Consider the following 25,795-nt stretch of genomic DNA (forward strand, 5'->3'; position numbering starts at 1 on the left):
GCGATGAGCGCGGCGACTGCGGTGATCACCGCCCCCACCCCGGTCAGCAATTGGGGAAGGTTTGGCAGGAGTCTGCCCGCGTTCGGCCTGCTGGTAGTTGCCCGGTCGATACGCGGGGTGCGGTGCTTCTTCATTTGATGAGACCATTCTGCCCGCGGCAATACGGGCATCAGTGAGGTCTCCTCCGGGGTCCCGCCGGGGAAGACCTGCCCTGCCCTCAACATAGACGCCGCGATCTGCACATGGCAGCCGCCTATCCGACATTCGTTGCCCGTAACTAACGTAGGAGCCACGCCGCAGGGCGTGGACGGCTTCTTCAACATCTGAAGCTTCTACGCCTTACACGCGGCGATGAACGTGCCAGCTGCGGTAAGCAGAGCTGCGACGGCCCACAGGATCTGGATCAGGGTCACGGCGCTGTCAGAACGTCGCCGTGCGACAGTCCTGGGGCCGTCCACGGGGTTGCGTCGACCGGTCTTGAGTCCGGGCACGATGAGTCCTCCTGACGATGAGGGAAGTGGTTCGGGCAGTGGCCACTGCGCACTCGTCAGTGAACTTGCTGGTTAGGTGTGCGGCTAGGGAGCGGGTGGTGGCACCTGTGTGACAACCGCGGTGTCTCGGACGCAATGTCATACAGGTGATCCAGCTGAGTACGACGAAGCCGCCCTACCGGTAGTCCGACGGGCGGCTTCATCAGCTCATGCGACCGCACTTGCAGGTTGCTCAGCTACGCAGTCGTGTTGTTCACGACCAGCCCCAGTGCGGCAAGGGCCGCGGCAATGCTCTGGACCGCAGCGTTCCCACCCGCAGGTCCGGTGATGGTGGGCTTGGCGACGGGCGCGCCGTTGTAGAAGCCAAGCGACGTTCCCAGGTGGCGAAGGTCCCCGCCGACGTGAAAGCTGTCGTCGGTCTTCAACGTGTCAGCGGCACTGCGGTAGAGGTTGGTGTCGGCCGCACTGCCGTTGCCGAAGGTCAGCGTCCCAGAGCCTGAGCCGGCACTCACGTCGACGCGAAGCCGGGAGACGCTGTCGGTAGCCAACCGGATGTCGAGAGCGCGCTTCGACGTGGAGAACGGGTTGATGAGGACCGTGCCGAGGGCGGCTGTGCCGTCTGCCGATGTGGCAAAGGTACCGGCTGCGATGGAGCCGTCTGACTGCGCGTAGAACTGCGCCGCATTGAGTGCGGTACCCACGGTCAGCCGCGCGCCGACTACGAACGAGTCGTCAGTCTTGAGTTGGTCGGCAGCGTTGCGGTACAGGTTCGTGTCGCGGGCGTTGGCGCCATCGCCCCACTCATGCAGCCCGTTGTTCAGGACGACGAGTCTGCGGTTCGCATCGCCGGACACCAGCGTCTGGAACGCGCGGTCAGCGTCTTGGAGCTGCTGGACCTCGACGCCCGTACCACCGGTGCCCGTCACGCTCACCGTCAACGCAGCCAATCCGCTCGACGTGGATGCCCGCTGGATCAGGGTTCCGCCGTTGGAGGTTGAGCCGCCCACCGTCACCTTGCCCGACGAGCGGGTGACCTCGATCGGGGCGTCGACTGCGGCACCCGAGTCGTTGTAGCGGACGATCTGGAAGTCGGTGCCTGCGCTGCCGCCACTTTCAGCAGTTGAATTCGCTCGGACCTTCCAGCGACGTGAAGCGGTCGCGCCGAAGCTGTCGTTGTTGAACTCGATGGCCTTCTCTGTGCCAGCCGCGCCGGCCATGCGCAGAACCTGGCCGTTGGAGCACCGGACCACTAGGTCGGCCTGGTTCGTGATGATGAACGTCTTGTCCAGGCCGATGGCTCCGGTGTCGCGGTCGGCAAACAGGATCTCAAAGCGGGTCTGCAACGCTCCTGAGGTGTCCGGCACCTCGATGGAGATGTGACCGTGGACGCTGCCGTGGTCGTTCGCCTCGTAGTGCGCGCCGAGCCAGGACCACGGCTTCCAGGACACGCCACTCGTGAGGGCGTCTCGGTTGCCGTCGTAGCCGTGGTTCTGGGTGCCGGTCACCTGAGGCCCGTACCAGGCCAGCATCGCCTTCGAGTCCTGGCGCATGAGGTACTTGCGGATCGTCTCCCCGAAGCTGTGATACGCCGCGCGCTGGTAGCTGTAGAGGTTGATGCGGGAGGTGGTGTCCGTACCCGAGACGTTGTCCTCGCCGCCTGCGAACGAGCTCAGGAGCTGGAGGCCGTTCCGTGCGGCTGCGGCTGTCGGGCCGAGTGGATACGCCGCGGTCGCACCTGCACCCGCCACCGCGCTGATGACGTAGTGGTCATCCGTCTTGAGGATGTTCGCACCGTCGCGGTACAGCACGGTGTCCCGGCCGCCAACGCCACCATCGCCGATCTCGATGCGGCCGGTGCCGTAGATCACGAGACGTGCAGAGGAGTCGGCTGCACCGCGTACGTCGATCGCACGGTTCGCTGTGTTCCCTAGAACGGCTCCGTAGGTGGCGGAGTTGACCGCAGATGCGGTGCTCTGCTCGGCGCGAACGGTGTGCCGCGCGCCGGCCTCAAGCACATCGAGCCGTGCGGCCGGGGCGACGACGCTACCGATGCCGACGACGCCGTTACTGCGCTTGATGAAGATGGGAACGTCGACCGCTGCCCCTGCGTCGGTGAACCGTACAAGGCGCAAGTCCGAGCCGACATTGCTGCCTGACTCGGCGGTGGTATCCGTCTGCCATGCCCACCTCTTACCCGCGTTCGCTCCGTGAGAGTCCCGGTTGAAGTACAGGTTGATAGCTGCTGCGCTGGCGGCGAGGTGGAGTGCGCCCTGACTCTGTTCGACGACGAAGTCGGCATCGTGCGTAATGATCTTCGTCTTGTTCATGCCGAACTCGCCGGTTTCCGGGTCCCAGATCAGGAACTCCATGCGCGTCTGCAGCTGAGCAGTCGCATCCGGCGTTTCGATGGACCAGTGGCCGTGTCGTACGCCCGCCGGGTTGTTCGGGTTGTAGTGGGCACCCATCCAGAACCAGGCCGTGTCGTCGGTTGCTGGGTCGCCGCTGCCGTCGTACTCAGTAGGCCCGTACCAAGCGATCATCTGCTTAGAGTTGTGCTTGCGCGAGAAGATGCGGATCACCTCGCCGTAGTGCGCGTACGCGGTGCCTGCCGCGTTGGTGAGCTGGGCGCGCTGATACGACTCCAGGTCCAGACGGCCGGTCGAGTCGAAGGTGTTCTCACCTCCGGCAAAGCTCGACCCAAGCTTCAGCGTGTTCCGACCAAGGGAACTCTGCCCCAGCGTGCCGGAAGCAGCGGTCATCGTGCCCCCGGTTAGATTGAGCTTCAGGGCCAGGCCGTCGTCGGCGTACTTCTTCGTCGCGGCGTGCAGGTCGACCGTGGGTGCGCCGGAGAGCGTGAGTGGTCCAGACAGCGTGCCGCCAGATCGGTTCAGCTTGAGCGTAAGGCCACTATCGACGTACCCCTTGGTCGCGGCATGCAGATCGGTTGTCGGCGCTCCAGCAAGCGTTAGTGGCCCAGTAAGCGTGCCACCCGAGATGCTGAACATGTTCGGATGGACGTGGTTGCGGAACGCGTACGTCTGCTCGTCGCCCCTGGTCACCGGCGGCATGTCCGAGAACTCCAGCACGTTCTCCGAGTAGGGCACGTTCAGCCGGAACTTGTCCTGAAGCGGCGCTGCTTCGATGCGGACGTCATAGGCCCAGTTGAACGGCAGGACGTCGGGCGAGTCGGTAGCCGGTAGCTCGATCGCGAACTCGCCCTGGGCGTCGAGGTGTACCAGGAAGTCGCCAGCCGCCATGATGACGTGCCCTGCTGTGTCCCGGAGATTCTTGGGCATCGCGAACTGGACCCAGCCCTTGCACACGCCGGTACTCGCTACCAACTTGCCGTGAATGGTGCTTGTCCGTACTCCGACAGGGAATGGCATTGCCCACCTACCTAAGTTCTAATTCTTCTCAATCAAGAGATGTTCTCATCTAAAGGCCGCTAGATGCCTCGACGTACGTTGAAGGCATGGCAGCTGAGCGGTGGCACCAAACAGCCGTGTAAGCCGAAGCCGCGGGTTGCAGGGATGAGCCATCATGTTCGACATGCTTGCTCCCCGTCCGTTGCTTAAACCGCTGCGCTGGTGGTGGGTCCTCGCATCGGCAGTTCTTGTTGTTGGAGTCGGAACGACGACGGGCTGGTGGATGTGGTCGCTGGCGCACCTTGCGCCAGCCCCGAACCAAGCGCAGAACCAGGCGTTAACGCAAGCTGCAGCACAAGCCGAAGCACAGGCTGAAGCTGAAGCGATCAAAACAGGGCTCACCGCGGCTGGCGGCACTGGAGCCGCACTTGCGCTCCTTCTTGCAGTTAGGCGGCAACGGGCCACCGAACTTGGCTTAACGTTGCAGGACGCAGACCTAGCGCTACGCGAACGTTCAGCAGCAGCGACCGAGGCAGACGCTGCCGAGAGTCGGATCACAGAGCTTTACCTGAAGGCTGTAGAGCAGCTGGGAAGCGATAAGGCCGCCGTTAGGCTTGGCGCGATGTACGCGCTAGAGCGCGTCGCCCAAGACAACGCACCACACAGGCAGACTGTCCTTGATGTCATGTGTGCTTACCTACGCATGCCGGTAAGGCCCGCCTACGCATCGGCCGAAGATGCCGACGCCGTCGGCCAGAACCAAGAAGAACTCGAAGTTCGCAAGGCGGCTCAGAGAATTATTAGAGCGCACGTTCAGCCGAGGAACGAGGACAAGTTCTGGCCGCAGATGCGCATCGAGCTGACTGGAGCCTACTTAGTCGACTTCAACTTAGCCGGCGCTGACGTCGACCTCTTCGAGGCTAACCACGCTACGTTCTCCGGCGAGACCGGGTTTCACGGAGCCCGTTTCGGTCTCTTCCTGGCACAAGGCGCTCGCTTCACCGAGGATCGCGGACGATTCGGGGCGGACTTCCGAGGGGCGCACTTCGATGGCGATGTTTACCTTGCCTACTCGTGGTTTGAAGGCACCCCGTGGTTTCATACAGACCGGCTCTTTCCCGCAGCAGTCTTCGAGAACACTGCGAGCTTCAAGGGAGTCCATTTTAAGCGAGGTGCCCGCTTCGAAGGATGCGCCTTCAAGAGTGCTGTCGACTTCGAGGAGATCTCGGCAGTCGTCGGACCTGACGACCAAGCAAGCTGGCCAGATGGTTGGGCCTACCACGATGGAACTCTCGTAAGGCAGCGCGATGGACGCGATGACAGGGCGCTAGATACACCCGTTCTTCAATAGCGTCGCTAGCGCAGCAGCGTCGACGCCACGAGGAAGGCGACGAACCCTGCCATAAACGCGGCAGTGAGCTTCCAGGCGGGGGCGCGCGATTCGTCTGGCGACTTGGCGCGGTAGATCTGCACGGCGTAATACAGCCCCACGGTAAACAGCGCCGCCGGGATGCCGATCACCACGAGCATGGTCGCTAGTTCGTTACCCGTCCGGTCGCCACGGAGGGTCTGGATCAGCAGCGCAACCATCGGCACGAAGCCGAGCAGAAACCAGAACCCGATCGCGCCCCACGCCAGGGTGCGGCGAAAGCCGTGAGCACTTGGGGCCTCACTCATGCTGTGCCTCCTCCTCATCGAGTACCAGTTGGAGTTGCTGCGTGTACGCAACGGCGTAGTCGGTCATCCGCTGGAACATCGCCTCGGGACACTGCTCACGGAACTGCTCGAACCGCTGGGTCGCGCTCTCCAAGGGCACAGCGAGCTGGGACGAGTTCGCGAGGTCCCGTAGTTGGCCTCGTCCTCCGAGAAGGTCAGCGGCCATCTCGCGCAGCGCAGGCTAGGAGTTCTTCGCCTGGATCTGCTTGAGCGCCGACGCCAGAAGGGCCGCGGTGGCCGGGTCTGCGTGCAACGGCCGCCCGTGTTCAATCATCGCGCTCACCTAACCATCGGGTGGTCGTAGGGCACGCCGAGCGCCGGGATGGGGCCGAGGTCTTCGATTTCCTTGAGGATGCCGGCGAGCGTCGAGAACCCGGTCTGGAACGCCATGTTCGCCATCTGAACGATCCTCGCGGCCTTGTTGATGGTCGTAAGCAGCTTCGCCAGCTCGGCTGCGGCGAGCGCGTACCCGGCGACCGCTCCGATGACCGTCTCGCACAACGCGGTGCCTGCTGCGGCGTAGATGAGGAAGAGCAAGCCTTGGTCGACGATCGACTGCAACAGTCCCTTGAGCGCTTCGTGGAAGTGCCACACGTCAAGGGCGAGCGCCTGATACTGCTTCGCGGCCCGGTCGAGCGCGTCGGCGTGCATCGTCAGTGAGCGGCTAGTGGCGGTGAAGTACAGGTGCGCCGCGTCTGCCGCGTTGCCGTTCCAGTGGAAGTCGAGGTCGGTAGTAGTGACCCGTACGTTCCCAGCGATGCCACGCAGGCACTGGGACATGTTCGCCAGCGAGCTGCCGTAGGTCGAGACCTTCTCCCAGTCACCGGAGAACGGCTCGACGACCGACCCGATGACGTCGTAGTCGGTCGCACCCTTAATCGCCTCGTTGAGCCAAGCGGACAGGCTCACCTGGTCGAGAAGCGCGGTCACGTTCGCGAAGCCCGCGCTCACTGAGTCGTCCACGGGCTGCGGGGCGACCAGGTGAACGGTCGGGTCGTAGGCGGCAGTAGGACTCATCAGCGCCCACCGAAGGGCGCCGGGACCGAGTTCCGCTCAACTGCCGGGTACGTGGCGTCAAGCTTCCCGGCTGTAGCAGCGTCTGTGGCCGTGTACGCCTGCGCTGCCATCGTCAGTTCCCGCGCGCTTCCAGTCAGCGCCTGGACGGCGTTGGCCAGCCGGTCGCTCAACAGTCGCTGGAAGGCGTGGTGGTCGTCGTTCATCGCGACGATGAAGCCCGTGCCCAACAGCCCGAAGTCGACGTACCTGCCGTGGTAGTCCGCGGCTGCCGCAAGATGCTCACCGCTGTCCTCATACTTTCCGGCGGCAGTACGCACCGCTTCCGGCTCAACCCGGAACGCCATCCGGGAGGAGCCGGCCTACTTCCGCCCCTGCTTCCGGGGTAACCCGCATGCGGACGCCGTACTACTTCCGGACGCAGCTTCCGCTCTGAAACTCGGATGCGGGGTGCATGCGGCAGCAGCCACCGTGGGGTAGTCACAAGCCGGCATTGCCGACGAGCGGAAGTTGTGCGACTCCACCCTCTGAACTTCACCCCAGAGCGACCGGAAGTACACCAGAAGACAGGCGGTCTTCCTGTGAAGCTGGGACGCACGCGCACGTGTCCGGCTTCCGGAGTCGGTAGCGGAAGTGGGTGGGACAGGGCCTGTGGAGGGCTGAAGTCGCCGCGCCTCACGTCTTCGACTTCATCCCGGAAGTTCAGGGGAAGGCGGAGGTCGGCCACATGCGGCCAGCCAGCCGTAAGCCGGTCGTCGACGCTCGGGTAGCTCCTACGGCTCACGTCGACAGAACGGAATTTAATGGCTGACTTACCGTGGCTATGCGGTAACCCAACTAAGCCGAACGATGGTGCCGAGTCATTTACGTAGCCCACAGACTTCCGTGGTGACTAGTTCTCGTCGTCGAGTCTCCGCTGCCTTGGCAACCTGCATGCTGATCATCGGTGCTGCTGGGTGCAGTTCTCCGGCACCTGCACCGGTCGCGGCTCCATCTGCCTCTCCATCGGCACGACCATCCGCACCGACGAGTGCTGCTGCGAGCCCGTCCCCTTCCGTGTCTCCTTCGCCGTGGACACCGCCGCCGGTGACCGTCGCCTTCACTTGCGATGACACGACCTACACCATCCCCATGGACGCCAAAGGCGCTCCGGTGTTCACCAAGGTCTGGACAGCAAAGGTCGACTACTGCGATGGCTACGGAAGCGACGACAAGATCGCGCGAAGTACCCCTACCTTGACCGCAGTCGAAGCTGCCGTCGATCGGCTGCTGGGTCATGAGGAGTACGACAGCACGCTTGCGGACATTTACGTTGTCTGCGCCATGGTGGACCCGGGCAGCGACTACGCGGGGACCGACGAGATGGCAGTCACAGACACGAGAGAGATCAAGGCCGCGCTCGCCCTTTGTCCAAAGCACCCTCGCGCCAGCCGGTGGAAGCTAGTCATTGCGGGCCGGATCTTTGAAGATGGCACCTACCTTGTCGGGCAGCAGGCCAAACCCGGAGATTACGTCAAGCCTGGGACCTACGTGATCCAGCTTGGCCCAGACGACGGAACCATCCACGATTGCTACTGGGAACGTACCAACAAGTCGGGGAACATCATCGCCAACAACTTCATCCTGAGCGCGAAGCGTGTGCAGGTCACGATCAGGTCCGGCGATTACAGCTTCATGTCTCGGGACTGCGGCACCTGGCGCCCGCTGTGACTTGCGGATTAAGGGGCAGCCGCCTTCCCCTCACCGGCATGGGCCACGTGAGCGAAGGCCTTGACCCGCATCGCCTAGATCCTGAGGCCCTTAGTTAGTTGACGATGCCAGCGAGTGGCCCCGGACACGGTTGGTCAGGGGCCACTCGGTCTGATTCAGGAGAGCAGCATCTCGTGCTGATGGCCGTCACACGTGAGCGGGGCCGGCTCTCGCTCCGCAAGCACCTCGGTCACCCGCCCTGCCGGCACCCTTGCGATGGCCATGCACCTCCTCCTGTGCTCCATGACAGAACGCGCATACAGCAGCCCCACGTGGGCGAGGCTCGTGACGGTCAGACTGGCCCAGGCGTACCAGGGCAAGCCGACTGCCGCTGCCGCAGCCGCCGTGCCGTTCAAAGCGAACGCCGTTCTCATCGCAGACCTCTCCCGTTGTTGGCTTGCGCCGAAGACCTCTTTCAGGGCCTGAAAACAGTGTCTGCGCAGTTCAGACCGGGTTGTGTTTAAGCGTGTTATCGAGGCAAACCTTGGTGCAGGTGTGCGTCGGCGTACGGGACCGTGTGATCCAATGGCTTACGCTGCCGTTGTGTGTTATCCAGTGGAGAACGTTGTTTACTGGCCCGTTCCTCGTCAGAGTCAGGACTCATGTGCCCAAGCGTCTGACCATGCCAACCGAGGCCGAACTTCCTCATGGCCCACACCGTGCCTTCGTAGCCGAGTTGTTCTCCCTTTACCGCGCCGCCGACAGCCCTCCGCTCGAAGAGCTTGAAGCGTGGATCAAGGAAAATGAGGAGCTGAAGGGCGCACCGAGTAGAGAACTGATCCGGCGCGTGCTCAAAGGCAAGGCGGTGCCGTACAGGTGGCTGAACGTCGAGGCCATCGCCCATGCGTTGATGGTGGCCGCCGGTTATAAGCCGGACGACATGGTCATGTACGAAATCGACTACAACGATCACAGGCCCGCGCCCCGCATGGTGATCGTGAGGATGCTCTGGCGTTCCGCTGTTGATGGCGACGATCTGCCAATCCGGGAGTTGGCCCCGCCTTCTCAGGCGAGACGGGCGTCCTTCACAGATGATCCATGGGCTACGGCCGCCCCGGCCGGCGGTTCGGGTGGCAACTTCGACGATGAGCCGCCGTTCTGACGTACCGCCAAACTCAACCTCGCGACTCAGGCGTCTTCCGCCGAGCGGTTGATCTCTCCGGCTTGAGCACGTGAATCACACCCCACGGCGTTAGGCTGCGTGCTCGCCGGCGGATGAGTACGCCGCAAGAGTCAGGGGGATTCACAGTGCCGTTGGATCTGAGCAGAATCGGAGCCGACCGGGAGGAAGCTCTGCTTCGCCCGCGTGAGATCTACACGGCACTACCGCACCGCCCGTGGCCATACCTTCGTCAAGAGCAAGGCGAGGTACTGGACAAGTGGTTCGAGGCTCGCCACCAACGTGACATCGTCATCAAGCAGAACACGGGTGGAGGCAAGACTGTCGCTGGGCTTCTCATCGCCCAAAGCACGCTGAACGAAGAAGTCGGCAAGGCGGTCTACCTGGCTCCCGACAAGTACCTGGCGGCTCAGGTGCGCGCGGAGGCACACCGCCTTGGGCTTGCCACCGCGGACGATCCCCGCGATCCTGCGTTCCTGACGCAGGAGGCGATCCTCGTCACCAACTTCTACAAGCTGATCAACGGACGCTCCGTCTTCGGTGTACTAGGCGACGGGCGTGACGTGATCGACCTCGGCGTGGTCGTGGTGGATGACGCCCACGCTGCGCTCGCGACCACCGAGGGCCAGTTCCGTCTGACTATCCCCAACAGCCACAGCGCGTACGAGACGTTGCTGACGTGGTTTACGGAGGATCTCAAACAGCAGTCGGTGAAGCAGTACCGGGACATCCGCAGCGGTGACACGAGTGCAGCGTCGAGAATCCCCTTCTGGTCGTGGTCGGCCAGGCATGGTGACGTCATGGAGTTGCTCCACGGACACCGCAACGAAGATGAGTTCATGTTCGTGTGGCCGCTGATCTCCGACGTGCTGCACTTGTGCTCCGCGACCGTAACTTCACGCGGCATCGAAATTCGGCCTCCGGCACCACCCATCCGGCGTATTCCGGCCTTCGCCAACGCCAAGCGCCGTGTGTACCTGACCGCCACCCTCGCCGACGACAGCGTCCTTGTCACGAACTTCGACGCTGAACCTCGCCTTCTGAGCCGGCCAGTCACGCCCAACAGCGCCGCTGACCTCGGCGACCGGCTGATCCTCGCACCCCTCACAATCAACAGAGATCTCGACGATGAGGCGGTCCGGAAGCTGGCAGCTGACTTCGCGCGGGGTGACCGCGACGGTGACGGCGTTGTTGACGCCGAGCCCATCAACGTCGTCGTGATCGTGCCCGGCGATTGGGCAGCGGACGCTTGGCGGCCGTACGGGGCGCAGGTTCATCGAGCTGGCACCCTCGAAGATGTCGTTGCCACGCTACGAGCTGGCCATGTCGGGCTGGTGGTATTGGTCAACAAGTACGACGGCGTGGACCTGCCGGGGGACGCTTGCCGACTCCTCGTCCTTGACGGGGTTCCCCGCCCGATGGACGGCGTAGAACGGCGCGAGGCTCTTGCGCTCGCCGACAGCCCGGCCCGGATCGCGAGAATGGTTCAACGCATCGAGCAGGGCATGGGCCGAGGCGTGCGTGACAGTGAGGACTATTGCGCTGTGCTGCTCTTGGGGGCGGCCCTCGGTGTCGCAACGTACGACTCGAAGCACCTCAATCTCTTCACGCCAGCTACGCAGGCGCAGTTGGAGCTGAGCCGAACCGTCGCCAACCAGATCCAGGGCGAAGGGCTCGCGTCGATTCGTGAGGCGCTCTCGGTATGCCTCTCCCGGAACGAGAACTGGGTGAAGCCGAGCAGACGAGCACTCGCCAAGATTAAGTACGCGGCCACCAGCCTTATCCGCTCTGAAGTTGTCGCGTGCCGTCAGGCGTTCGACCATGCGGCGGCGGGACAATACAACGCAGCAGCCAACTCAATCCAGACCGCGATGAATGCCGTGGACGACCTGGCCCTACGCGGGTGGCTCGGTGAGCAGAAGGCGAGTTATGTCGATCTGTTCGACCGTATCGCGGCACAGCGAGCACTGACCACGGCACAGCGAGACAACCCGTTCATCCTCCGACCCGAGGCCGGCGTCAGTCCCGTGCAGGTCCGCGCTGCGGCCGTGCAGGCTCGGGCAGCAGCGGAGTACCTCAAGAACACCTATGCCGACGCCATGGAGCTAGTGCTGGGCGTCCGAATGCTGCTCGACGAAATTCAGTGGGACGAAGACCGCACTGACGATGCCGAGGCAGCTTGGCAGAAGCTCGGACTTCACCTGGGCTTCGCAAGTTCACGGCCGGAGAAGGAGTACGGCACCGGCCCCGACAACCTCTGGGCGCTCAGCACAACTCAGCACGCCGTTATCGAGCTGAAGACTGGATGCATTACTACAACCATCTCCAAGCACGATCTTGACCAGCTGGGAGGAAGTGTCCGTTGGGATGCGCAGCATCACCCAGACGTAGCTCAAGTGCCGATCTTGCTGCACCCAAGTAGGACTCCTCACATCCTTGCCACGCCCGTCACCGGCATGCGGATCGTCACAAAAGAAAAGATGGAGCTTCTGAAGCTCGCGGTGAGGACGTTCGCCACTGAGCTGGCTAACGGACTGGGTCGCTGGGGGGATGAGCAGGCCGTAGCTGCGCAACTCACGAGCTGCAAATTGACGGGGACACAGCTGTTCCTGCACTACACCGACCCGCCCACCCCGCCGGCTGCCAACTGAGCCGTTCGCGCCGTCGCGGGTCCGTTAGTCGACTCCGCCACGGCGCGACCGCATCTGCCTGTCCCCAACCCCCGTTCGGAGGTTCCGGCGAATCTCGGCCTTGGCAAAGTTCACCAAGTTGTCGATGCATATCGCAGCACCTAGGTAGGTGATCTGAGGTTTACGCAGAGCGTGCTCGTACCGACTGAGGTACTGCTCGAACCTCGCGTTCGCGATGTTGTGTGCGTGCGCGAATGATCGAAGTTGAGGAATGATCTCCAGGCCACGTCGTTCCAGCTCGCTTATGGGCACGCGTTCGATGGACGGCGCGGCCAAGTCATGTCGGACTTCCCCCACTATCTGCCTCAGGTCACATTCGATCGGCGCATAGAGGCGAGCGACCTCTTCGCGCATGAGGAAGTGGTTGTAAAGCAGCACGGCCGCAACTGCAGCCAACGAGAACGCAACCACCTCGGAGATCATGTTGAGGATAAACGGGTGATCTACCAACCAGTCGAACTGCCAGCATTCGAGGTAGATCCCCAAAGCGAAGAAGGCGGCTCCAATCACGCCAAAGAGGCGTACCAGCGTCAACGGTGCCTTGTGGTCCAAAGTTTTCCCTTCAGATTCGTTCACCTCAATGACGTCAGGGGAGACCGTTACCGGCCTCCCCTGACATCGTTGAGCCCCTTGTCGCTAGTGCTTCACCGTCCAGACAACGGCAATAGCGGCGCTGACCAAAACGATGGTCAGGACGCAAAGTCGGGTGGTTCGGCCCCAGCTTGCCAGCGCGTGCCGGACCACCCGAGCCAGCTCAGTCACAGCGACAGACAACCAGCCCTCCAGCGATTCACCCCCTTTGGGTACAGGCGTCGTGCGGCTCGGCCACGGCTGTCCCGCAGACAAAGGCAGTGGCCACCTGGCCATCGGTAAGGTCCACAGCTCAACTCCTCCAGCTCAGCGGCACTGCCAGCCGCATCTGCCCCATTTCACGGACGCACCCTTTAACGATTGACGGAGCTTGCGGGACTGTCGGAAGTCTGCATAGCAGCTCATGCGTGTCAGGCTTGCGCAATCCACCTATTTCGACCCCACGGGTCGCCGTCACCGCGACCTCTCGCGGCTAGCGTGATCACACCGCGGCCAGAACGGATCAAGTCGTCGAACCGCAGTTGATGAACATCTTCAACGACGGGAAGTGGCGGCACCTCAGGTTGCAGGCGAACATGCTCGCGGCCGGTCTCATCAACGACATCGAGGTGTCGCTCCCGTGGCCGAACATGCGCAGCATGGGGACGGCCGACGCCTCAGGGATCGTGCCCGACGACCACCCGAACCCGTTGTTCCGTGGGAAGACCTTCGGCGTTGAGCTGAAGGGCGTGAACATGTTCCAGTACAGCAAGTACATCAAGGAGGACACACAGCTCGCCCGGCACAAGTCGCAGTTCTACCGCTACATCCTCTCGGCGGGCTGGGATCTATACATCGTCTTGGGTGCCCGGCAACGTTCGCTACCGGACACCCAGACCTACCTCAGTGCGGATAGTCGGATGCAGCAAGGTCCCTCGCGACAACGGCCAAGCCCTCGACGAAGGTGAGCCCTCGCTGCGGGATGTAGTTTCGCGCACGACGGCACAGTAGGCAGTACACCTGGGTATAGCCCGTCGTGTGGTTGGTGGCGTACCTGCGGGTGTAGTCGTCGTAGGCGTGGCCGTTCACGCAGTATGGCTTCGGGACCCGGTAGGCACGAGCCGCACGCATGTTTTCCGCGTGGGTAACCAGCCGAAATGCGCGGGGTTGACGCACAGCCGAATGCGGCACAGATGGTCGACGCGAAGGTCCGCCGGAACGGGACCCACCCAAGCGGTCCAGAAGTAGCGGTGGGCCATCATCGACGTGTTCATGCCGAACGGGTTCCCAACCGTTGCGTACCCGTCCGTCGCACGTGGCTTGCCCTCGTAGATCCAGCAGCCTTCGGTGTTGACGTTGTAGCTCTTCCGCCGTGGCCCGCCCTTCGACTGCGGGACTGTGCCGTAGACCCACATGCCGGCCTCGTACGGCTGCCCAAGGTCCACAGCTGACATCACCACGGACTCGCACATGCCGCAGATCGCCACGCGGGCACTGGGCGGCCCTTCCCATCGGACGATGTTTCGAGGAGTCAGCCGATGCCCGAAGACGCACACCGATCTCGGCACCGACCGGAGGCTTCCGGGTGCAGCCCGCATTGGGCGCCCCTCCATCCGCTCGAAGCAGATGAAGAGGTTTTCCCGCAGTGGGGATATCTCCATGGTTGTCGAGCGCGCGCCGCGCGTCAGGGTCATCACGCCCGCCCTCCCAGGGCCACGCTCGCGAAGATGCGCTTGGCGATGGGCTCCATGCGCTCCCACCGACTCCAGGTGTGCGGGTGCTCCCGTTCGTCGAGGAGTGCGTCGGCCAACTCCTGAGGGACGCTCGCGAACAACTTCCGCAGACGCTGCCAGGTGATCAGCTTGTCCTCGACGCGCTGGGATTGCGGACGCGGCGCGAAGGTGTACGAGATGCCCTTCGGCCCGGACGACGCGCTGAACTCCTCCGTGCGGAACGCGCCGTTGCCCATCCGTGCCACCGCAGCATCGTGGTCGGTCAGAAAACTGTGGAGCACGGACGACGGGATGAAGTGTCTGACGATGTGAGCCTCGTGCGGCAGAAGACGGATCTTCTTCACTTCATCAACTCCTGGACGAGCGCCCAGATCGGTCCCGACGCCACAATTCCGAGGATCTGGAGGGTCCGCGTAAAGCGCCGCTTACGTGCAGCGCTCCAACGCCGGCGCTCCTCCACGAAGATGGGGATCATCACTCCGGTGAGCGGGAACCTGAACCAGTAGACCCGGCGGCCGTCGACATATCTGACCTGCTTGTTAACCTTGCCCTGCATCTCTGCTTCCTTCTTCGTCGTTGGTGGGGGAGTTGCTTGGGCGGACAGCCGCTGGCGTTGCTGTCCGCCCGTCTCATTTCGCGGCTGAATTTCTGCCCCGCGCCTTCTTGGGCTTAAGGCCGGGACTCGATGTCGACGCACCTTCCTTAGAGGTACTGACCTCGGACGTCGCCCCTGTCGCCCCTGTCGCCCTTTCCTGGGCAAGGTGCCGCTTCCACGCATCGTGGAACTGACGCTTCTCGTAACCTTTGGCGGTTTTCTTACTGGGTCGGCGCACGTCTTTGCTCTCGATTCCGTACGACCCGAGGTACTTGGCCAGCTGATGAGCGGTGAGCTGACGTTCACCCCACGGAGACTCGGGGAGGGCATGGAGATGGCCCAGGAGATCTACCGTGCTGATCTTGTCGAAGACTCCCGGCTCCGCGAACAGAAGCCATATGTCGCGAAGGAGCATTCCCTCCTTGAGCGTGCGTTCGTCACGTGTGATGGTCGCTGGGGCGGTCGTGGAGGGCGCGCCGAAGACGGTCCGGGGGAGCAGGACGTTGCCGCTCGACGAGGATCTGGTCAACGCCCTACGGGTGCTCCGGTCCTACCAGCGTGTCGACCAGCTCAATGCGGGAGACGCATACGAGGACGGCGACCACGTCATCTGCGATGAACTCGGCAGGCCGTACTACCCGACTCGTTACTCGTACGCGTTCCAGCGGAGGGCGAAGGAAGCCGGTCTGCCGGTCATCCGGCTCCACGACGCTCGCCACACCACGGGCACCCTCATGCACCTTCGCGGCGTCCCTGTAGCGGTCATCTCAGCATGGCTGGGACACGCGAGCGCCGACTTCACCATGCGGACGTACGTGCACTCGCAGACCGCAGAACTGGGTAACGCACGCGCCAGCCTGAACCACGCCCTGGGGCGTTCCGAGACTGGCCAGTGACAAAGAAGTGAGATAGCGACCCCGTTTAACAGAACACCGGCTCACGCCCGTGCCCCGATGTGACCGCTGACCTGGCCCTACGTACAGAGCAGATGATCGCGTTCTTGATATGCAACTAGTTTCATAGCATGATGGCCGGCGTGGCCCTGGAACACGCGATCCTCGTCTCGCTGCTGGAGCAGCCCGGGTCCGGCTACGAGCTGGCCCGGCGGTTCGACCGCTCCATCGGCCGGTTCTGGACCGCGACCCACCAGCAGATCTACCGCGTCCTCAAACGGATGGAGGCCGACGGCTGGGTCACCGCCGAGGAGATCGACCAGGACGGCCGCCCCGACAAGAGGCGTCACTCCGTGGCCGCACCCGGCCGGGCGGCGCTAACCACCTGGCTGCGGGAGCCGGTCCAGCCGGAGTCGGTCCGCCACGAGCTGGCCGTCAAGATCCGGGGGGCCGCGTTCGACGACGCCGCCGGGCGGGCCGCGCTGATCGTCGAGGTCGAGCGCTACCGCGCCGACCACGAGGCCACCGTGCACCGCTACCTGACCGGCGAGCAGCGCGACTTCCCCGACGCGGGCGCGCTCGACGCGGGGCAGCGGCTGCAGCACGTCGTGCTGCGCGGCGGCATCGCGTACGAGCGGATGGTCCTGGCCTGGCTCGACGACGTCCTCGAAACCCTCCACGGCCTCGGCCGCTGAACCTGGAAAGGGAACACGACCATGGCGCACCCGCTGCTGCTGAACCCGCGCACCTACGACCCCGCGCACTTCGACGACGAGACCCGCCGGCTGCTGCGCGCCACCGTCGACTTCTTCGAGAACCGCGGCAAGAAGGTGCTCGTCGACAGCTACAACGATCGCACCTGGTACGCCGACTTCCTGGACTTCGTCGCCAAGGAGGGCCTGTTCGCGACCTTCCTGACCCCGGCGGCCGACGGCGCCGGAGCCACCCGCTGGGACACCGCGCGCAACGCCGCCCTCAGTGAGATCCTCGCCTTCTACGGCCTCGGCTACTGGTACACCTGGCAGGTCACCATCCTGGGCCTCGGCCCGGTCTGGCAGAGCGCCAACCCGGCCGCCCGCGCCCATGCCGCCGGGCTGCTCGCCGACGGCCACGTCATGGCGTTCGGCCTGTCCGAGCGCGCCCACGGCGCGGACATCTACTCCACCGACATGGTGCTGACCCCGGACGGCGCGGACGGATTCCGGGCCACCGGCGGCAAGTACTACATCGGCAACGGCAACGTCGCCGGGCTCGTGTCCGTCTTCGGCCGCCGCGCCGACGTGGAGGGGCCCGACGGGTACGTCTTCTTCGCCGCGGACAGCCGTCACCCGGCCTACCACCTGGTCAAGAACGTGGTGAACGGGCAGATGTACGTCAGCGAGTTCCGGCTCGAGGACTACCCGGTGCGCGGGCAGGACGTGCTGCACACCGGAAAGGCCGCGTTCGACGCCGCGCTCAACACCGTCAACGTCGGCAAGTTCAACCTGTGCACCGCCTCGATCGGCATCTGCGAGCACGCGATGTACGAGGCGGTCACCCATGCCCACCAGCGGGTGCTCTACGGCAGGAAGGTCACCGACTTCCCGCACGTGCGCCGCGAGCTGACCGACGCGTACGCCCGGCTGGTCGCGATGAAGCTGTTCAGCGACCGGGCCGTCGACTACTTCCGGTCGGCGGGGCCCGACGACCGGCGGTACCTGCTGTTCAACCCGATGACGAAGATGAAGGTCACCACCGAGGGCGAGCGGGTGATCGACCTGCTGTGGGACGTGATCGCCGCGAAGGGCTTCGAGGCCGACACCTACTTCGACAAGGCCGCCAAGGACATCCGCGGCCTGCCCAAGCTCGAAGGCACCGTGCACGTCAACCTCGCGCTGATCCTGAAGTTCATGCCCAACTACCTGTTCCAGCCGGCCGAGTTCGCGCCCGTGCCGACCCGGCAGGACGCGGCCGACGACGAGTTCCTGTTCCGGCAGGGGCCCGCTCGCGGCCTGGGCGCGATCCGGTTCCACGACTGGCGCGGGCCTTACGACAAGCACGCCGACCTGGCCAATGTGGCCGTGTTCCGGGAGCAGGCCGACGGGCTGTGCACGCTGCTGCTGGCCCACGCGCCCGACGAGGAGCAGCAGCGCGACCTGGACTTCCTGCTCACGGTCGGCCAGCTGTTCGCGCTGGTCGTGTACGGCCAGCTGATCCTGGAGCAGGCCGAGCTGACCGGCCTGGACCGCGAGCTGCTCGACGAGATCTTCGCGGTGCTCGTCGGGGACTTCTCCGGCTACGCGACCGAACTGCACGGCAAGGCGGCCACCACGCAGGCGCAGGCCGCCTGGGCGCTGGCGCACCTGCGCCGCCCGGTCCGCGACGCCGCCCGCACCGCCGCGGTGTGGGCGCAGGTGGAGGCGCTCTGCGGCGCGTACGCGATGCAGCCGTAGGACGGCGCGGCTGGTGTTTCAGTTGTCAAGATCGCTGTTTGGTGTCAGAACCTGTGGTCAGACCGCAGATCCTGACCAACAACAGCGATCTTGACGCGCATGTGGGGTGGTCCGTTGTCCACGGAAGGGCTTGCGCGGTAAGTCTATCTAGGTAGATATTAGGGGCATGGCACGCGTACGACAGCCCTCACCGCAGACCGCGGCCGTGCTCATCGCCCTCGCCGAGACCGGAGAGGACTGGAGCCACGGCTACGACCTGTGCCGCAGCCTGGATCTGAAGGCGGGCACGGTCTACCCGATCCTCATCCGACTCGCCGAACGAGGGCAGGTGGAGACCTCGTGGGAGACCGACCCGCCACGCGGGCGGCCCGCCCGGCACCTGTACCGGCTCACCACAGCGGGCGCCGAACTCGCGCGCACCGTCGCCGCGTCGGCGCGCGCCGCCGAAGCACCCGCCCCGGGCGCGACCCGGCTCGCTCCCCGAACCGCCTGATCCGCGACCGCTCGATTCCCCGACCCGCCCTGCCGTTCGGAGGCCCTCGATGCTCGACTTCCTCCTCTTCCTGGTGGTGCTCGCACCAGCGCCACTGCTCGCGATCACAGTGCTCGCGGTCCGCCTGCGCGATGTCGTACGACGCGGCGGTGTCCGCGGGCTCGCCGCCCGCACCCGCGCCGCCCTGCGCGACGGCGCCCGCCGTCCCGTGTGGACGGCACTGATCGCCGTGGTCGCAGGCGCGGCAGCGCTCACCTTCGGTCTGGAACGCCTGTATCTCGCGACGGTCGAGAACGGCCCGCGCTGGGGTGTCGACCTGGTGCTGGTCACCATGGTGCTCGGCATGCTCGCCGCGGTCGCCTGCGGTGCGCTCGCCGCGCTGGCCGCGGCCACCGTCGCCCGGGGCCGGGGATTCGGGGCCGGAGCCGTCGCCGGACTGCTCGCCCTCCTGGCGATCGCCGCCGGCGCCGCCGCCGCGCACCTGCCGCTGCACGCCGCCTACCTGGCCGAACCCGCCGGCTTCCCGGTAGTCGCGAACCTCGGCGAGGGCGACCTGCTCATCCCGTTCGTGGTGTTCTTCGTCGTACTGGTATGGGCGCTGCCGTGGCCCGTCCTCGGCGCGGCCCACGGTGCCCGCACACCGGCGGAAAGCAGCCCGCACCCGGCCCGCGACCTCTGGCAGCTTTTGCTCGACCTCGCCACCGCGGACCTGCCCGCCGACCGGTCCGCGTGGGGCGCCGCGCTACGTGCCGAACTCGCCGCGATCGACCCGCCCGCCGAGCGGCGCAGGTTCGCCCTCGGCGGGGTGTGGGCGGCGCTGCGGTCCGGGCGGGCGCGCGGCGCGTGGGCGCAGGCCGCCGCGGTGGCGGTCGTCGTGGCGGGCGGCTCGTTCGCCGCCTCGCGATGGTCGCTGGCCCACGACCGGGGCGGGATCCTCAGTTTCTGGGTCACCGCGCCGAGCGCCCTGCTGGCCGTCGTCGCTCTCGCCACAGCCTGGCGTTTCCGGTCCTTCGGCGCGGGACTGCGGGCCGGGGCCCTGTCCGGGCTCGCCGCGCTGGTGGCGATCATCGCCGTCGGCATTCCCGAGTCGCTGGTCTGGGCGCAGCGGCAGGCCGGCTACCTGAGCACCGGCGATGCCGTGCCGCCGACGTGGCAGTCCGCGGTCCTCGACGTGGTCCGCGTGGACTTCCTGCTCATCATGGGAGTGTTCTGGCTGGTCGGCACGGCCGGCGGCGCGGCCCTCGGCACCGCGCTGCGACGGCAGCCGGCCCGCGCCGCCGACGGGCGGTGAGCCGGCTACGGCTCGGCGTGCGGTTCGACGGCGAACTTGTCGCCAGGGCGGGTGCTGTGGCGCAGCACCTCCTCGGCGACGGCCTCGCGCGGGGCGCCCGTCCTGCCGTACAGGCCCGCCGTCAGCAGGATCGCGCCCACCACGAACGCCGGCACGCAGCCGGTCACGTCGAGGCCGAGCGTGTTGACGGGAGTCTCCAGCAGGGCGAGTGCGGCCAGGCCGCCGAGCAGGGTGACCGCGCCCGTGCCGAAGTGGAGCACCATGGCCGTGTTGCCGCCGACGATCGCGCCGAGCAGCGCGGCCGCACCGAGGAGGAGAGACAGCCAGGCCAGCGCTGGGCTCGTGTGCAGTCCCAGGACCGGACCGGCGGCGTCGTCGAGGAACGGCCGCCCGGACGTGGCGATCACGCCGAGCAGCCCGAAGACCAGCAGGCAGACGGCCGCCACGCCGGCCAGCGCCCGCCACAGCGGCCGCTTCCGGTGATTGATGGGCAGATGCATACGACACAGGTTCCCCATGCGCCGCAGGGGGAAACCGGTCGGTCACATAGGAACAGGCCCGGGGCCGTTTTCCGGCTCCCGGGCCTGTCTGCTCATGCTCATCGTGCCGTGTGGTCGCGCGCCTGGCGGCGCTTGCGGCCGTGGCGGTGCAGCCTGTTGGCCACCCGCTCCTTCGCGGCCTCGTCGATGAGCTCTCGGTGATGCAGCTTCGCCAGGTCGAAGTACATCTCGGGTGTTCCGAACATCGCAGACTCCTCAGTCCTTGACTCTGTGTCGTGCTGACGAGATGAATACTCCTCCTCCGCGAACCCTCGTCCATCCGCAGCGACGGCGTATCCTGCCTGGCCGAGACCTACCTAGAGCCATGCCTGGGCCGCTCTAGGTATGCCTACGCACCGTGACCGCCGCCACCCCGACGACGGCGAGGCGTCCCATTCGGAGCGATATGTCAATGCGTGGGCGCGCACGCCGCGAGGTGCTCAGGGCCGGAAGCTGGCGCGGTACTGCGTGGGGGTGCGGCCGGTCAGGTCCAGGAACGCGGCGTTGAACGCCGACAGCGAGGTGTAGCCGACCTGGTAGGCGATCCGGGTCACCGGGGTGTCGCCCGCGGCGAGTTCCTCGATCGCGCGCAGGACCCGCATCCGGCGCAGGACCGCCTGCCAGGTCAGGCCGGTCTCCTCGGCGAAACGCCGGGCCAGCGAGCGCGGTGCGAGGCCGACCTCGGCCGCCACGTCCTCGAAGCGGACCTCGCCGCCGAGCTGCCGCTCGGTCGATTCCAGCGCCCGGCGCAGTTCCGGGGACCGTCCGGCCGGCACGACGACCGGGCTCGGCCGTTCCGCGAGCCGCCAGGCGACCGCGGCGAGCGCGGCGAACAGCGTCCGGGCGTACGCGGGAAGGGGCTCGTCGCTGTCGTCCCAGCCGGCGCACTCGTCGACCAGCGCGCGGGCCAGCGGGTTGAGGTCGAACACGGTCAGCGGTGCCGGCGGGGCGGCGGTGAATCCGGTGTCGAACAGCACCGACGCCGTGGTGACCGGCTGCGGGATGCTCACCTGGATCGGCCGGCCCGCCTCGATCAGCGCGGCTCGGGCCGGGGGCAGCAGCCACGCCTGGCCCTGTGCCTCCAGCCGCAGCGTGCCGGCGGAGGCGCAGAGCAGGTAGTGGCGGTCCACGCGGAGTTCACGCGCGGGCTCGGCCGGGAACGTGCGGACGAAGCTGTACGCCTCGCGGGTCATCGGCGGCCTCGCACGGACCCATGGTAGGCGGCGGCCACGGTGCCGGTCAGCCGACCGTCTCGAGCAGGTCGGCGTGGAAGCGGCGGCTGACCGGCGCCGCGGTCATCATCGGGCGGAGCACCTCGCCGGAGCGGGCGAAGGAATCCGAACCCAGGTAGCGGGTGAACGATTCCTGGTCGGCCCACTCGTGCACGACGGTGATCTCGGACTCGTCCGCCCGCGAGGCGTAGATCCGGTAGGCGAGGTTGCCCGGCATGGCGCGTACCTGCTCGCCTTCGCTGTCGAGCTGGGCGAGGGCGGCATCGCGCTCGGCGGCGGCGGTGCGGAAATCGAGGATCGCGATGAACATGTGGAGACCTCCGGTAGGACGGTCGCGGCGGTTGCCGCTGCTGGATTCGATCCTCACAGCGGGTCCGGCGGTCGGCTCCCGTCAGCCGGACACGTTCGCGCTTCCATCGGACGCACCTCGCCGTCGGCTGCGGACACGAACAGGCCCGGGGCCGTTTTCCGGCTCCCGGGCCTGTCTGCTCCTGCTCATCGCGTCGTGTTGTCGCGTGCCTGGCCGCGCTTGCGGCCGTGGCGGTGCAGCCTGTTGGCCACCCGCTCCTTCGCGGCCTCGTCGATGAGCTCTCGGTGATGCAACTTCGCCAGTTCGTAGTGCATCTCGGGTGTTCCGAACATCGCAGACTCCTCAGTCCTTGACTCTGTGTCTTGCTGACGAGATGAATACTCCTCTTCCGGCGACCCCGCCCCATCCGCAGCGACGGCGTATCTTGCCTGGCCGCGCCCTACCTAGAGCCATGCCTGAGCGGGTCTAGGTATGCCTACACACCGTGACCGCGATCACCGGTCCGACGCCGAGATGTCCCTTTCGGAGTGATCCGCTGTTGTCGGACGGCGCGGTTAGTGTCGGACCGTCCTAGGTGAGGAGGCACGTGGTGCAGGTCGAGGTGCGCAGCAGGATTCCCGGCGGGGACCGCCTGCCCGATGTGCTGGTGGAGCTCGCTCAGGAACAGACCACGGTGCGTGAGCTGATCCGCGCCGCCGTCGCCGGGCAGGTACGCGCCTGGCAGGCGGACAGCGCCCGCTGCCGGGCTTTGCTGGACCGGCAGTACCTCACCGACGACGACATCCGCGCCCAGGCCGCGACCGGGGTGGTGCGCCTGCCCGAGCGGTCGCAGGTCGTCCCCGACGTCGAGGCCGAGGTGGCCCGCGCCTGGCGGGCGTTCGAACGTGGCACGTTCGCGCTGTTCGTCGGCGGCCGGCAGCTGGACCTGCTGGACGAGCAGCTCGTGCTGCGCCTGGGCGAGCCGGTCGTGTTCGTGCGGCTCACCGCGCTGGTCGGAGGCTGATGTGGAGCACCCGATGGCTGACCTCTACCGGGAGGCGTACGCGCAGGAGCGGGACGCGCTGTGGCAGCGGGTCGAGCAGGTGCGCGCCGCGGTCAAGGACGGTGAACTGGCGCTGCTGCGCAGCCTGGGCTCGATCGTCCGGGAGCAGCTGCGCCGCGGCGACGACCGGGTCGGCGGCAACCTTGAGGGCCGCATCCCCGACCTCGACCAGGCGTTCGGCGACGCCTACGACGAGGCGTTCCCGCTCGCGCCGGGCGCGGACGTCGTCACGGTGCTGGACACGCCGTGGCCGACCGCGTCCCGCGACGCCGCGTTGCGGGCGCTGCTGGGTTGGCCGGTGTGGGGGACCCCGCCCCTCGACGAGGTCGCCGACGAGGTCATCGCGGCCGGTGACGTGGGCGCGATGCGGATCCTGGTGCTGACCCCGCTGGGGCGGGTGGCCCGGCCCGCGGTGACCCGGCTGCTCGACGCCCTGCACGCCCGCGACGCCCTCGACGCTCACCTGGTCGAACACGCCTTCACCGTGGATCGCTGGCTGGGCAACACCATCGTGGGCCGGGACCCGTCGGGCGGCCCGTCGCTGCCGCCCGCGCCATGCGCCGACGGTGTGCGGCCGTACGTCGACGCGATGCTGTGGCGGATGACCACGGCCGGGGTGCCCGACGACGAACTGCCGCAGGTGATCCCGCCGCGGGGGCTGCGGTTCGTGCTGCGGGCGCTGGACTGGACCGGCGAGGAGAAGACCGGCGTGCGCCTGGGCGCGGCCGAGCTGACCGACGCCGAGCTGGCCGAGCTGGTCGCACACCTGCGGGAGCGTCCGCCGGCGGTCCGGCAGCGCGCCTTCCACCTGCGCCGCCCGGCGGGCGACGCCGAAGCGCTGCTGCCCGTCCTCGGACTCGAAGCGGCGACCGCCCTGCTGCGGCTCGTGCACGAGATCACGGCAGGTGGGGTGGTCCGCTACGACCGGCAGCTGATCCTGGCGGCGGCCGAGGCGGCCGGACCCGACGCGACCGCGCGGCTGCTCGCGCAGACGCCCTGTGAGCTGGTCAGCGCGGCCCTGGGCGACAACCGCGCGGCGGTGCTCAAACGCGTGAAGAACAACGCCCTGGCGGGCATCGCCGCGTACGGGATGCTGCCGCTCGCCGAGGGCGAGACGGTGCTGGACCGGTACACGGCGCTACGCGAGATCGCCAAGCGCGGGCCGAGACTCGGCCCGAACCGGCGGCACAGCCACGCCGCCGCGATCGAGGTCGCGCTGGAGCACCTGGCGCAGGTCGCCGGCCTGCCCGACGCGAGCCGCCTGGAGACCGAGTGCGAGGGCCGCCTCGCCGACGCCACCCCACCGCCGTGGACGGTCGGCGACTACACGGTCGCGGTCGTCATGGACGGCCCCGACCCGGTCGTCACCGTGACCGGTGGCGGCAAGACGCTCAAGAGCGTGCCCGCGGCGGTACGCGCCGACGCCCGCTACGCGACGAGCCGCGAACACCAGGACCTGCTGCGCGACCAGGCCAGACGGCTGCGTACCGGGGTGATGGAACGGCTCGTCGCCACCGGTGCGCCGGTCAGCCCGGAAGAGCTGGCCGGGCTGCGCCGGCTGCCCGCTGGTGCGGCGATGCTGCCCGCACTGCTGTGGCGCGACCGGACCGGTGAGGTCGGGCTGCTCGACGACGTCGACACGGCCGGCCCGGTCACCGCGGTCCACCCGTTCGACCTGTACGCCGCCGGGCAGCTCGCCCACTGGCAGGCCGAGGTGGTGCGCCGCCGCCTGCGCCAACCCGTCAAGCAGGCGTTCCGCGAGCTGTACGTGCTGACGCCCGCCGAACGCGACGCCGTCGACGTCTCGCGGCGCTTCGCCGGCCACACCGTGACCGGCCGGGTCGCCGGGCAGCTGCTGTCCGGGCGCGGCTGGCGCACCCACGACGACTACGCCGACCACCAGGCCACCCGCCCGGCGGGCGGCCTGACGGCAGCCCTGCGCTGCGACCTCCACGGTTACTTCGGCATGGGTGACGTGGAGATCGGCGGGCTGACCTTCCTGTCCGGACGCGACACCGTGCCGCTGGCCGACGTGCCGCCGATCGTGTTCTCCGAGGTCATGCGCGACCTCGACCTGGTCGTCTCGGTCGCGGGCAACGATCCCGCACGGCAGGATTCGGCGGCCCGCGCGCAGAGCCGGGCCGAGGTGCTGACCGCGCTCATCGACGACCTGGGCCTGCGCCGGGTCGCCGTCGAGGGCACGGCCGCGGTGGTACACGGCTCACGGGCCGTCTACCGGGTGCATTTGACCAGCGGCAGCATCCACGTCGAGCCGGGCGGATACCTGTGCGTGGTCCCGGACGGCTTCGGCCGCAAGCCACACCGGCGGCTGTTCCTGCCGTTCGCCGACGACGACCCGATGACGAGCATCGTGCTGAGCAAGGTGCTGCTGCTCACCGAAGACGAGAAGATCACCGACCCGTCGATCCTGTCCCAGCTGGCGGCCCTCACGTCGCGCTGAGGGCTGTCGCTTTGGCAGGTTTCCGCGTCGTGGACTCAACGCCGCTTCCGGCCGAGTCG

The 25,795-nt window shown here is 66.6% G+C and carries 26 protein-coding genes; 12 read left to right on the plus strand and 14 right to left on the minus strand.

The features are described 5' to 3' along the window. Positions 1-727: 727 nt before the first annotated feature. Positions 728-3,787: a hypothetical protein gene (locus F6W97_RS29115; protein WP_155373747.1), complete on the minus strand. Its 3,060-nt coding sequence runs from the start codon at positions 3,785-3,787 to the stop codon at positions 728-730. A 244-nt stretch (positions 3,788-4,031) separates the two neighbouring features. On the opposite strand from F6W97_RS29115, the gene F6W97_RS29120 reads away from it, so the two are divergent. Continuing rightward, entirely contained in the window at positions 4,032-5,207 is a 1,176-nt protein-coding gene (locus F6W97_RS29120) for a pentapeptide repeat-containing protein (protein ID WP_155373748.1), read from the plus strand. Between the two features lie 5 nt (positions 5,208-5,212). On the opposite strand, the gene F6W97_RS29125 is transcribed toward F6W97_RS29120, so the two are convergent. The 3 genes from F6W97_RS29125 to F6W97_RS29135 all read right to left on the minus strand — a co-directional run bounded on the left by F6W97_RS29125 (position 5,213) and on the right by F6W97_RS29135 (position 6,933). Further along, the gene (locus F6W97_RS29125; RefSeq protein ID WP_155373749.1) at positions 5,213-5,533 is read right to left on the minus strand and encodes a hypothetical protein; all 321 of its coding nucleotides are present in this window, start codon (positions 5,531-5,533) and stop codon (positions 5,213-5,215) included. Between the two features lie 318 nt (positions 5,534-5,851). Then, positions 5,852-6,523, minus strand: a complete 672-nt coding sequence (locus tag F6W97_RS29130) for a hypothetical protein (protein WP_155373750.1) — start codon at positions 6,521-6,523, stop codon at positions 5,852-5,854. A 65-nt stretch (positions 6,524-6,588) separates the two neighbouring features. After that, complete coding sequence (locus F6W97_RS29135; RefSeq protein ID WP_155373751.1) at positions 6,589-6,933, minus strand: type VII secretion target; 345 nt, start codon at positions 6,931-6,933, stop codon at positions 6,589-6,591. Positions 6,934-7,672: 739 nt separating this feature from the next. On the opposite strand from F6W97_RS29135, the gene F6W97_RS29140 reads away from it, so the two are divergent. From F6W97_RS29140 to F6W97_RS29150, 3 genes are all read left to right on the plus strand, one after another. Then, complete coding sequence (locus tag F6W97_RS29140) at positions 7,673-8,296, plus strand: hypothetical protein (protein WP_155373752.1); 624 nt, start codon at positions 7,673-7,675, stop codon at positions 8,294-8,296. Positions 8,297-8,939: 643 nt separating this feature from the next. Further along, positions 8,940-9,437, plus strand: a complete 498-nt coding sequence (locus F6W97_RS40985) for a hypothetical protein (protein WP_230687066.1) — start codon at positions 8,940-8,942, stop codon at positions 9,435-9,437. Between the two features lie 146 nt (positions 9,438-9,583). Continuing rightward, a complete protein-coding gene (locus tag F6W97_RS29150) occupies positions 9,584-12,106 on the plus strand; it encodes a DEAD/DEAH box helicase (RefSeq protein ID WP_230687067.1) in 2,523 nt (840 codons plus the stop codon). A 24-nt stretch (positions 12,107-12,130) separates the two neighbouring features. On the opposite strand, the gene F6W97_RS29155 is transcribed toward F6W97_RS29150, so the two are convergent. Next, a complete protein-coding gene (locus F6W97_RS29155; RefSeq protein WP_155373754.1) occupies positions 12,131-12,721 on the minus strand; it encodes a hypothetical protein in 591 nt (196 codons plus the stop codon). Between the two features lie 539 nt (positions 12,722-13,260). On the opposite strand from F6W97_RS29155, the gene F6W97_RS29160 reads away from it, so the two are divergent. Beyond that, a complete protein-coding gene (locus F6W97_RS29160; protein WP_155373755.1) occupies positions 13,261-13,683 on the plus strand; it encodes a hypothetical protein in 423 nt (140 codons plus the stop codon). Positions 13,684-13,800: 117 nt separating this feature from the next. Here the strand turns inward: F6W97_RS29160 and F6W97_RS29165 are convergent, their stop codons facing one another. The 4 genes from F6W97_RS29165 to F6W97_RS41575 form a co-directional block, all read right to left on the minus strand. After that, positions 13,801-14,409, minus strand: a complete 609-nt coding sequence (locus F6W97_RS29165) for an HNH endonuclease (RefSeq protein WP_269059717.1) — start codon at positions 14,407-14,409, stop codon at positions 13,801-13,803. After that, positions 14,409-14,792, minus strand: a complete 384-nt coding sequence (locus F6W97_RS29170) for a hypothetical protein (protein ID WP_155373757.1) — start codon at positions 14,790-14,792, stop codon at positions 14,409-14,411. The genes F6W97_RS29165 and F6W97_RS29170 overlap by 1 nt, the downstream gene beginning before the upstream one ends. Continuing rightward, positions 14,789-15,004: a hypothetical protein gene (locus F6W97_RS29175; RefSeq protein WP_155373758.1), complete on the minus strand. Its 216-nt coding sequence runs from the start codon at positions 15,002-15,004 to the stop codon at positions 14,789-14,791. The genes F6W97_RS29170 and F6W97_RS29175 overlap by 4 nt, the downstream gene beginning before the upstream one ends. A 73-nt stretch (positions 15,005-15,077) precedes the next feature. Beyond that, on the minus strand, positions 15,078-15,542 hold the full coding sequence (locus tag F6W97_RS41575; RefSeq protein ID WP_407924619.1) for a DUF3631 domain-containing protein: 465 nt from the start codon (positions 15,540-15,542) through the stop codon (positions 15,078-15,080). Between F6W97_RS41575 and F6W97_RS29185 the strand changes: the two genes are divergently transcribed. The 5 genes from F6W97_RS29185 to F6W97_RS29205 all read left to right on the plus strand — a co-directional run bounded on the left by F6W97_RS29185 (position 15,442) and on the right by F6W97_RS29205 (position 20,152). Beyond that, positions 15,442-15,939 (plus strand): site-specific integrase, encoded by a 498-nt coding sequence (locus F6W97_RS29185; RefSeq protein ID WP_155373760.1) that lies wholly within the window; start codon positions 15,442-15,444, stop codon positions 15,937-15,939. The two genes, F6W97_RS41575 and F6W97_RS29185, sit on opposite strands and share 101 nt — an antisense overlap. Before the next feature lie 140 nt (positions 15,940-16,079). Beyond that, positions 16,080-16,631, plus strand: a complete 552-nt coding sequence (locus tag F6W97_RS29190; RefSeq protein WP_155373761.1) for a PadR family transcriptional regulator — start codon at positions 16,080-16,082, stop codon at positions 16,629-16,631. A 21-nt stretch (positions 16,632-16,652) separates the two neighbouring features. Continuing rightward, positions 16,653-18,368, plus strand: coding sequence for an acyl-CoA dehydrogenase family protein (locus F6W97_RS29195; protein ID WP_155373762.1), 1,716 nt, complete (start codon positions 16,653-16,655; stop codon positions 18,366-18,368). A 166-nt stretch (positions 18,369-18,534) separates the two neighbouring features. Then, positions 18,535-18,861, plus strand: coding sequence for a PadR family transcriptional regulator (locus F6W97_RS29200; RefSeq protein WP_155373763.1), 327 nt, complete (start codon positions 18,535-18,537; stop codon positions 18,859-18,861). 49 nt (positions 18,862-18,910) lie between these two features. Next, a complete protein-coding gene (locus tag F6W97_RS29205) occupies positions 18,911-20,152 on the plus strand; it encodes a hypothetical protein (RefSeq protein WP_155373764.1) in 1,242 nt (413 codons plus the stop codon). Between the two features lie 5 nt (positions 20,153-20,157). Here the strand turns inward: F6W97_RS29205 and F6W97_RS29210 are convergent, their stop codons facing one another. The 5 genes from F6W97_RS29210 to F6W97_RS29230 form a co-directional block, all read right to left on the minus strand. Continuing rightward, the gene (locus tag F6W97_RS29210) at positions 20,158-20,652 is read right to left on the minus strand and encodes a DUF4383 domain-containing protein (RefSeq protein WP_196279379.1); all 495 of its coding nucleotides are present in this window, start codon (positions 20,650-20,652) and stop codon (positions 20,158-20,160) included. Between the two features lie 98 nt (positions 20,653-20,750). Continuing rightward, positions 20,751-20,897 (minus strand): hypothetical protein, encoded by a 147-nt coding sequence (locus F6W97_RS29215; RefSeq protein ID WP_155373766.1) that lies wholly within the window; start codon positions 20,895-20,897, stop codon positions 20,751-20,753. 234 nt (positions 20,898-21,131) lie between these two features. After that, on the minus strand, positions 21,132-21,884 hold the full coding sequence (locus F6W97_RS29220; RefSeq protein ID WP_155373767.1) for an AraC family transcriptional regulator: 753 nt from the start codon (positions 21,882-21,884) through the stop codon (positions 21,132-21,134). A gap of 46 nt (positions 21,885-21,930) precedes the next feature. Beyond that, the gene (locus tag F6W97_RS29225; RefSeq protein ID WP_155373768.1) at positions 21,931-22,233 is read right to left on the minus strand and encodes a putative quinol monooxygenase; all 303 of its coding nucleotides are present in this window, start codon (positions 22,231-22,233) and stop codon (positions 21,931-21,933) included. A gap of 185 nt (positions 22,234-22,418) precedes the next feature. Then, positions 22,419-22,565: a hypothetical protein gene (locus tag F6W97_RS29230; protein ID WP_155373769.1), complete on the minus strand. Its 147-nt coding sequence runs from the start codon at positions 22,563-22,565 to the stop codon at positions 22,419-22,421. 254 nt (positions 22,566-22,819) lie between these two features. Here F6W97_RS29230 and F6W97_RS29235 point away from each other — a divergent pair, with 254 nt between their 5' ends. Further along, positions 22,820-23,236: a hypothetical protein gene (locus F6W97_RS29235; protein ID WP_155373770.1), complete on the plus strand. Its 417-nt coding sequence runs from the start codon at positions 22,820-22,822 to the stop codon at positions 23,234-23,236. A 13-nt stretch (positions 23,237-23,249) separates the two neighbouring features. After that, positions 23,250-25,736 (plus strand): DUF4132 domain-containing protein, encoded by a 2,487-nt coding sequence (locus F6W97_RS29240; protein WP_155373771.1) that lies wholly within the window; start codon positions 23,250-23,252, stop codon positions 25,734-25,736. Positions 25,737-25,795 lie beyond the last annotated feature (59 nt).

It is taken from the genome of Catellatospora vulcania (genome assembly GCF_009720385.1).
GTDB classification, from domain to species: Bacteria; Actinomycetota; Actinomycetes; order Mycobacteriales; family Micromonosporaceae; genus Catellatospora; species Catellatospora vulcania.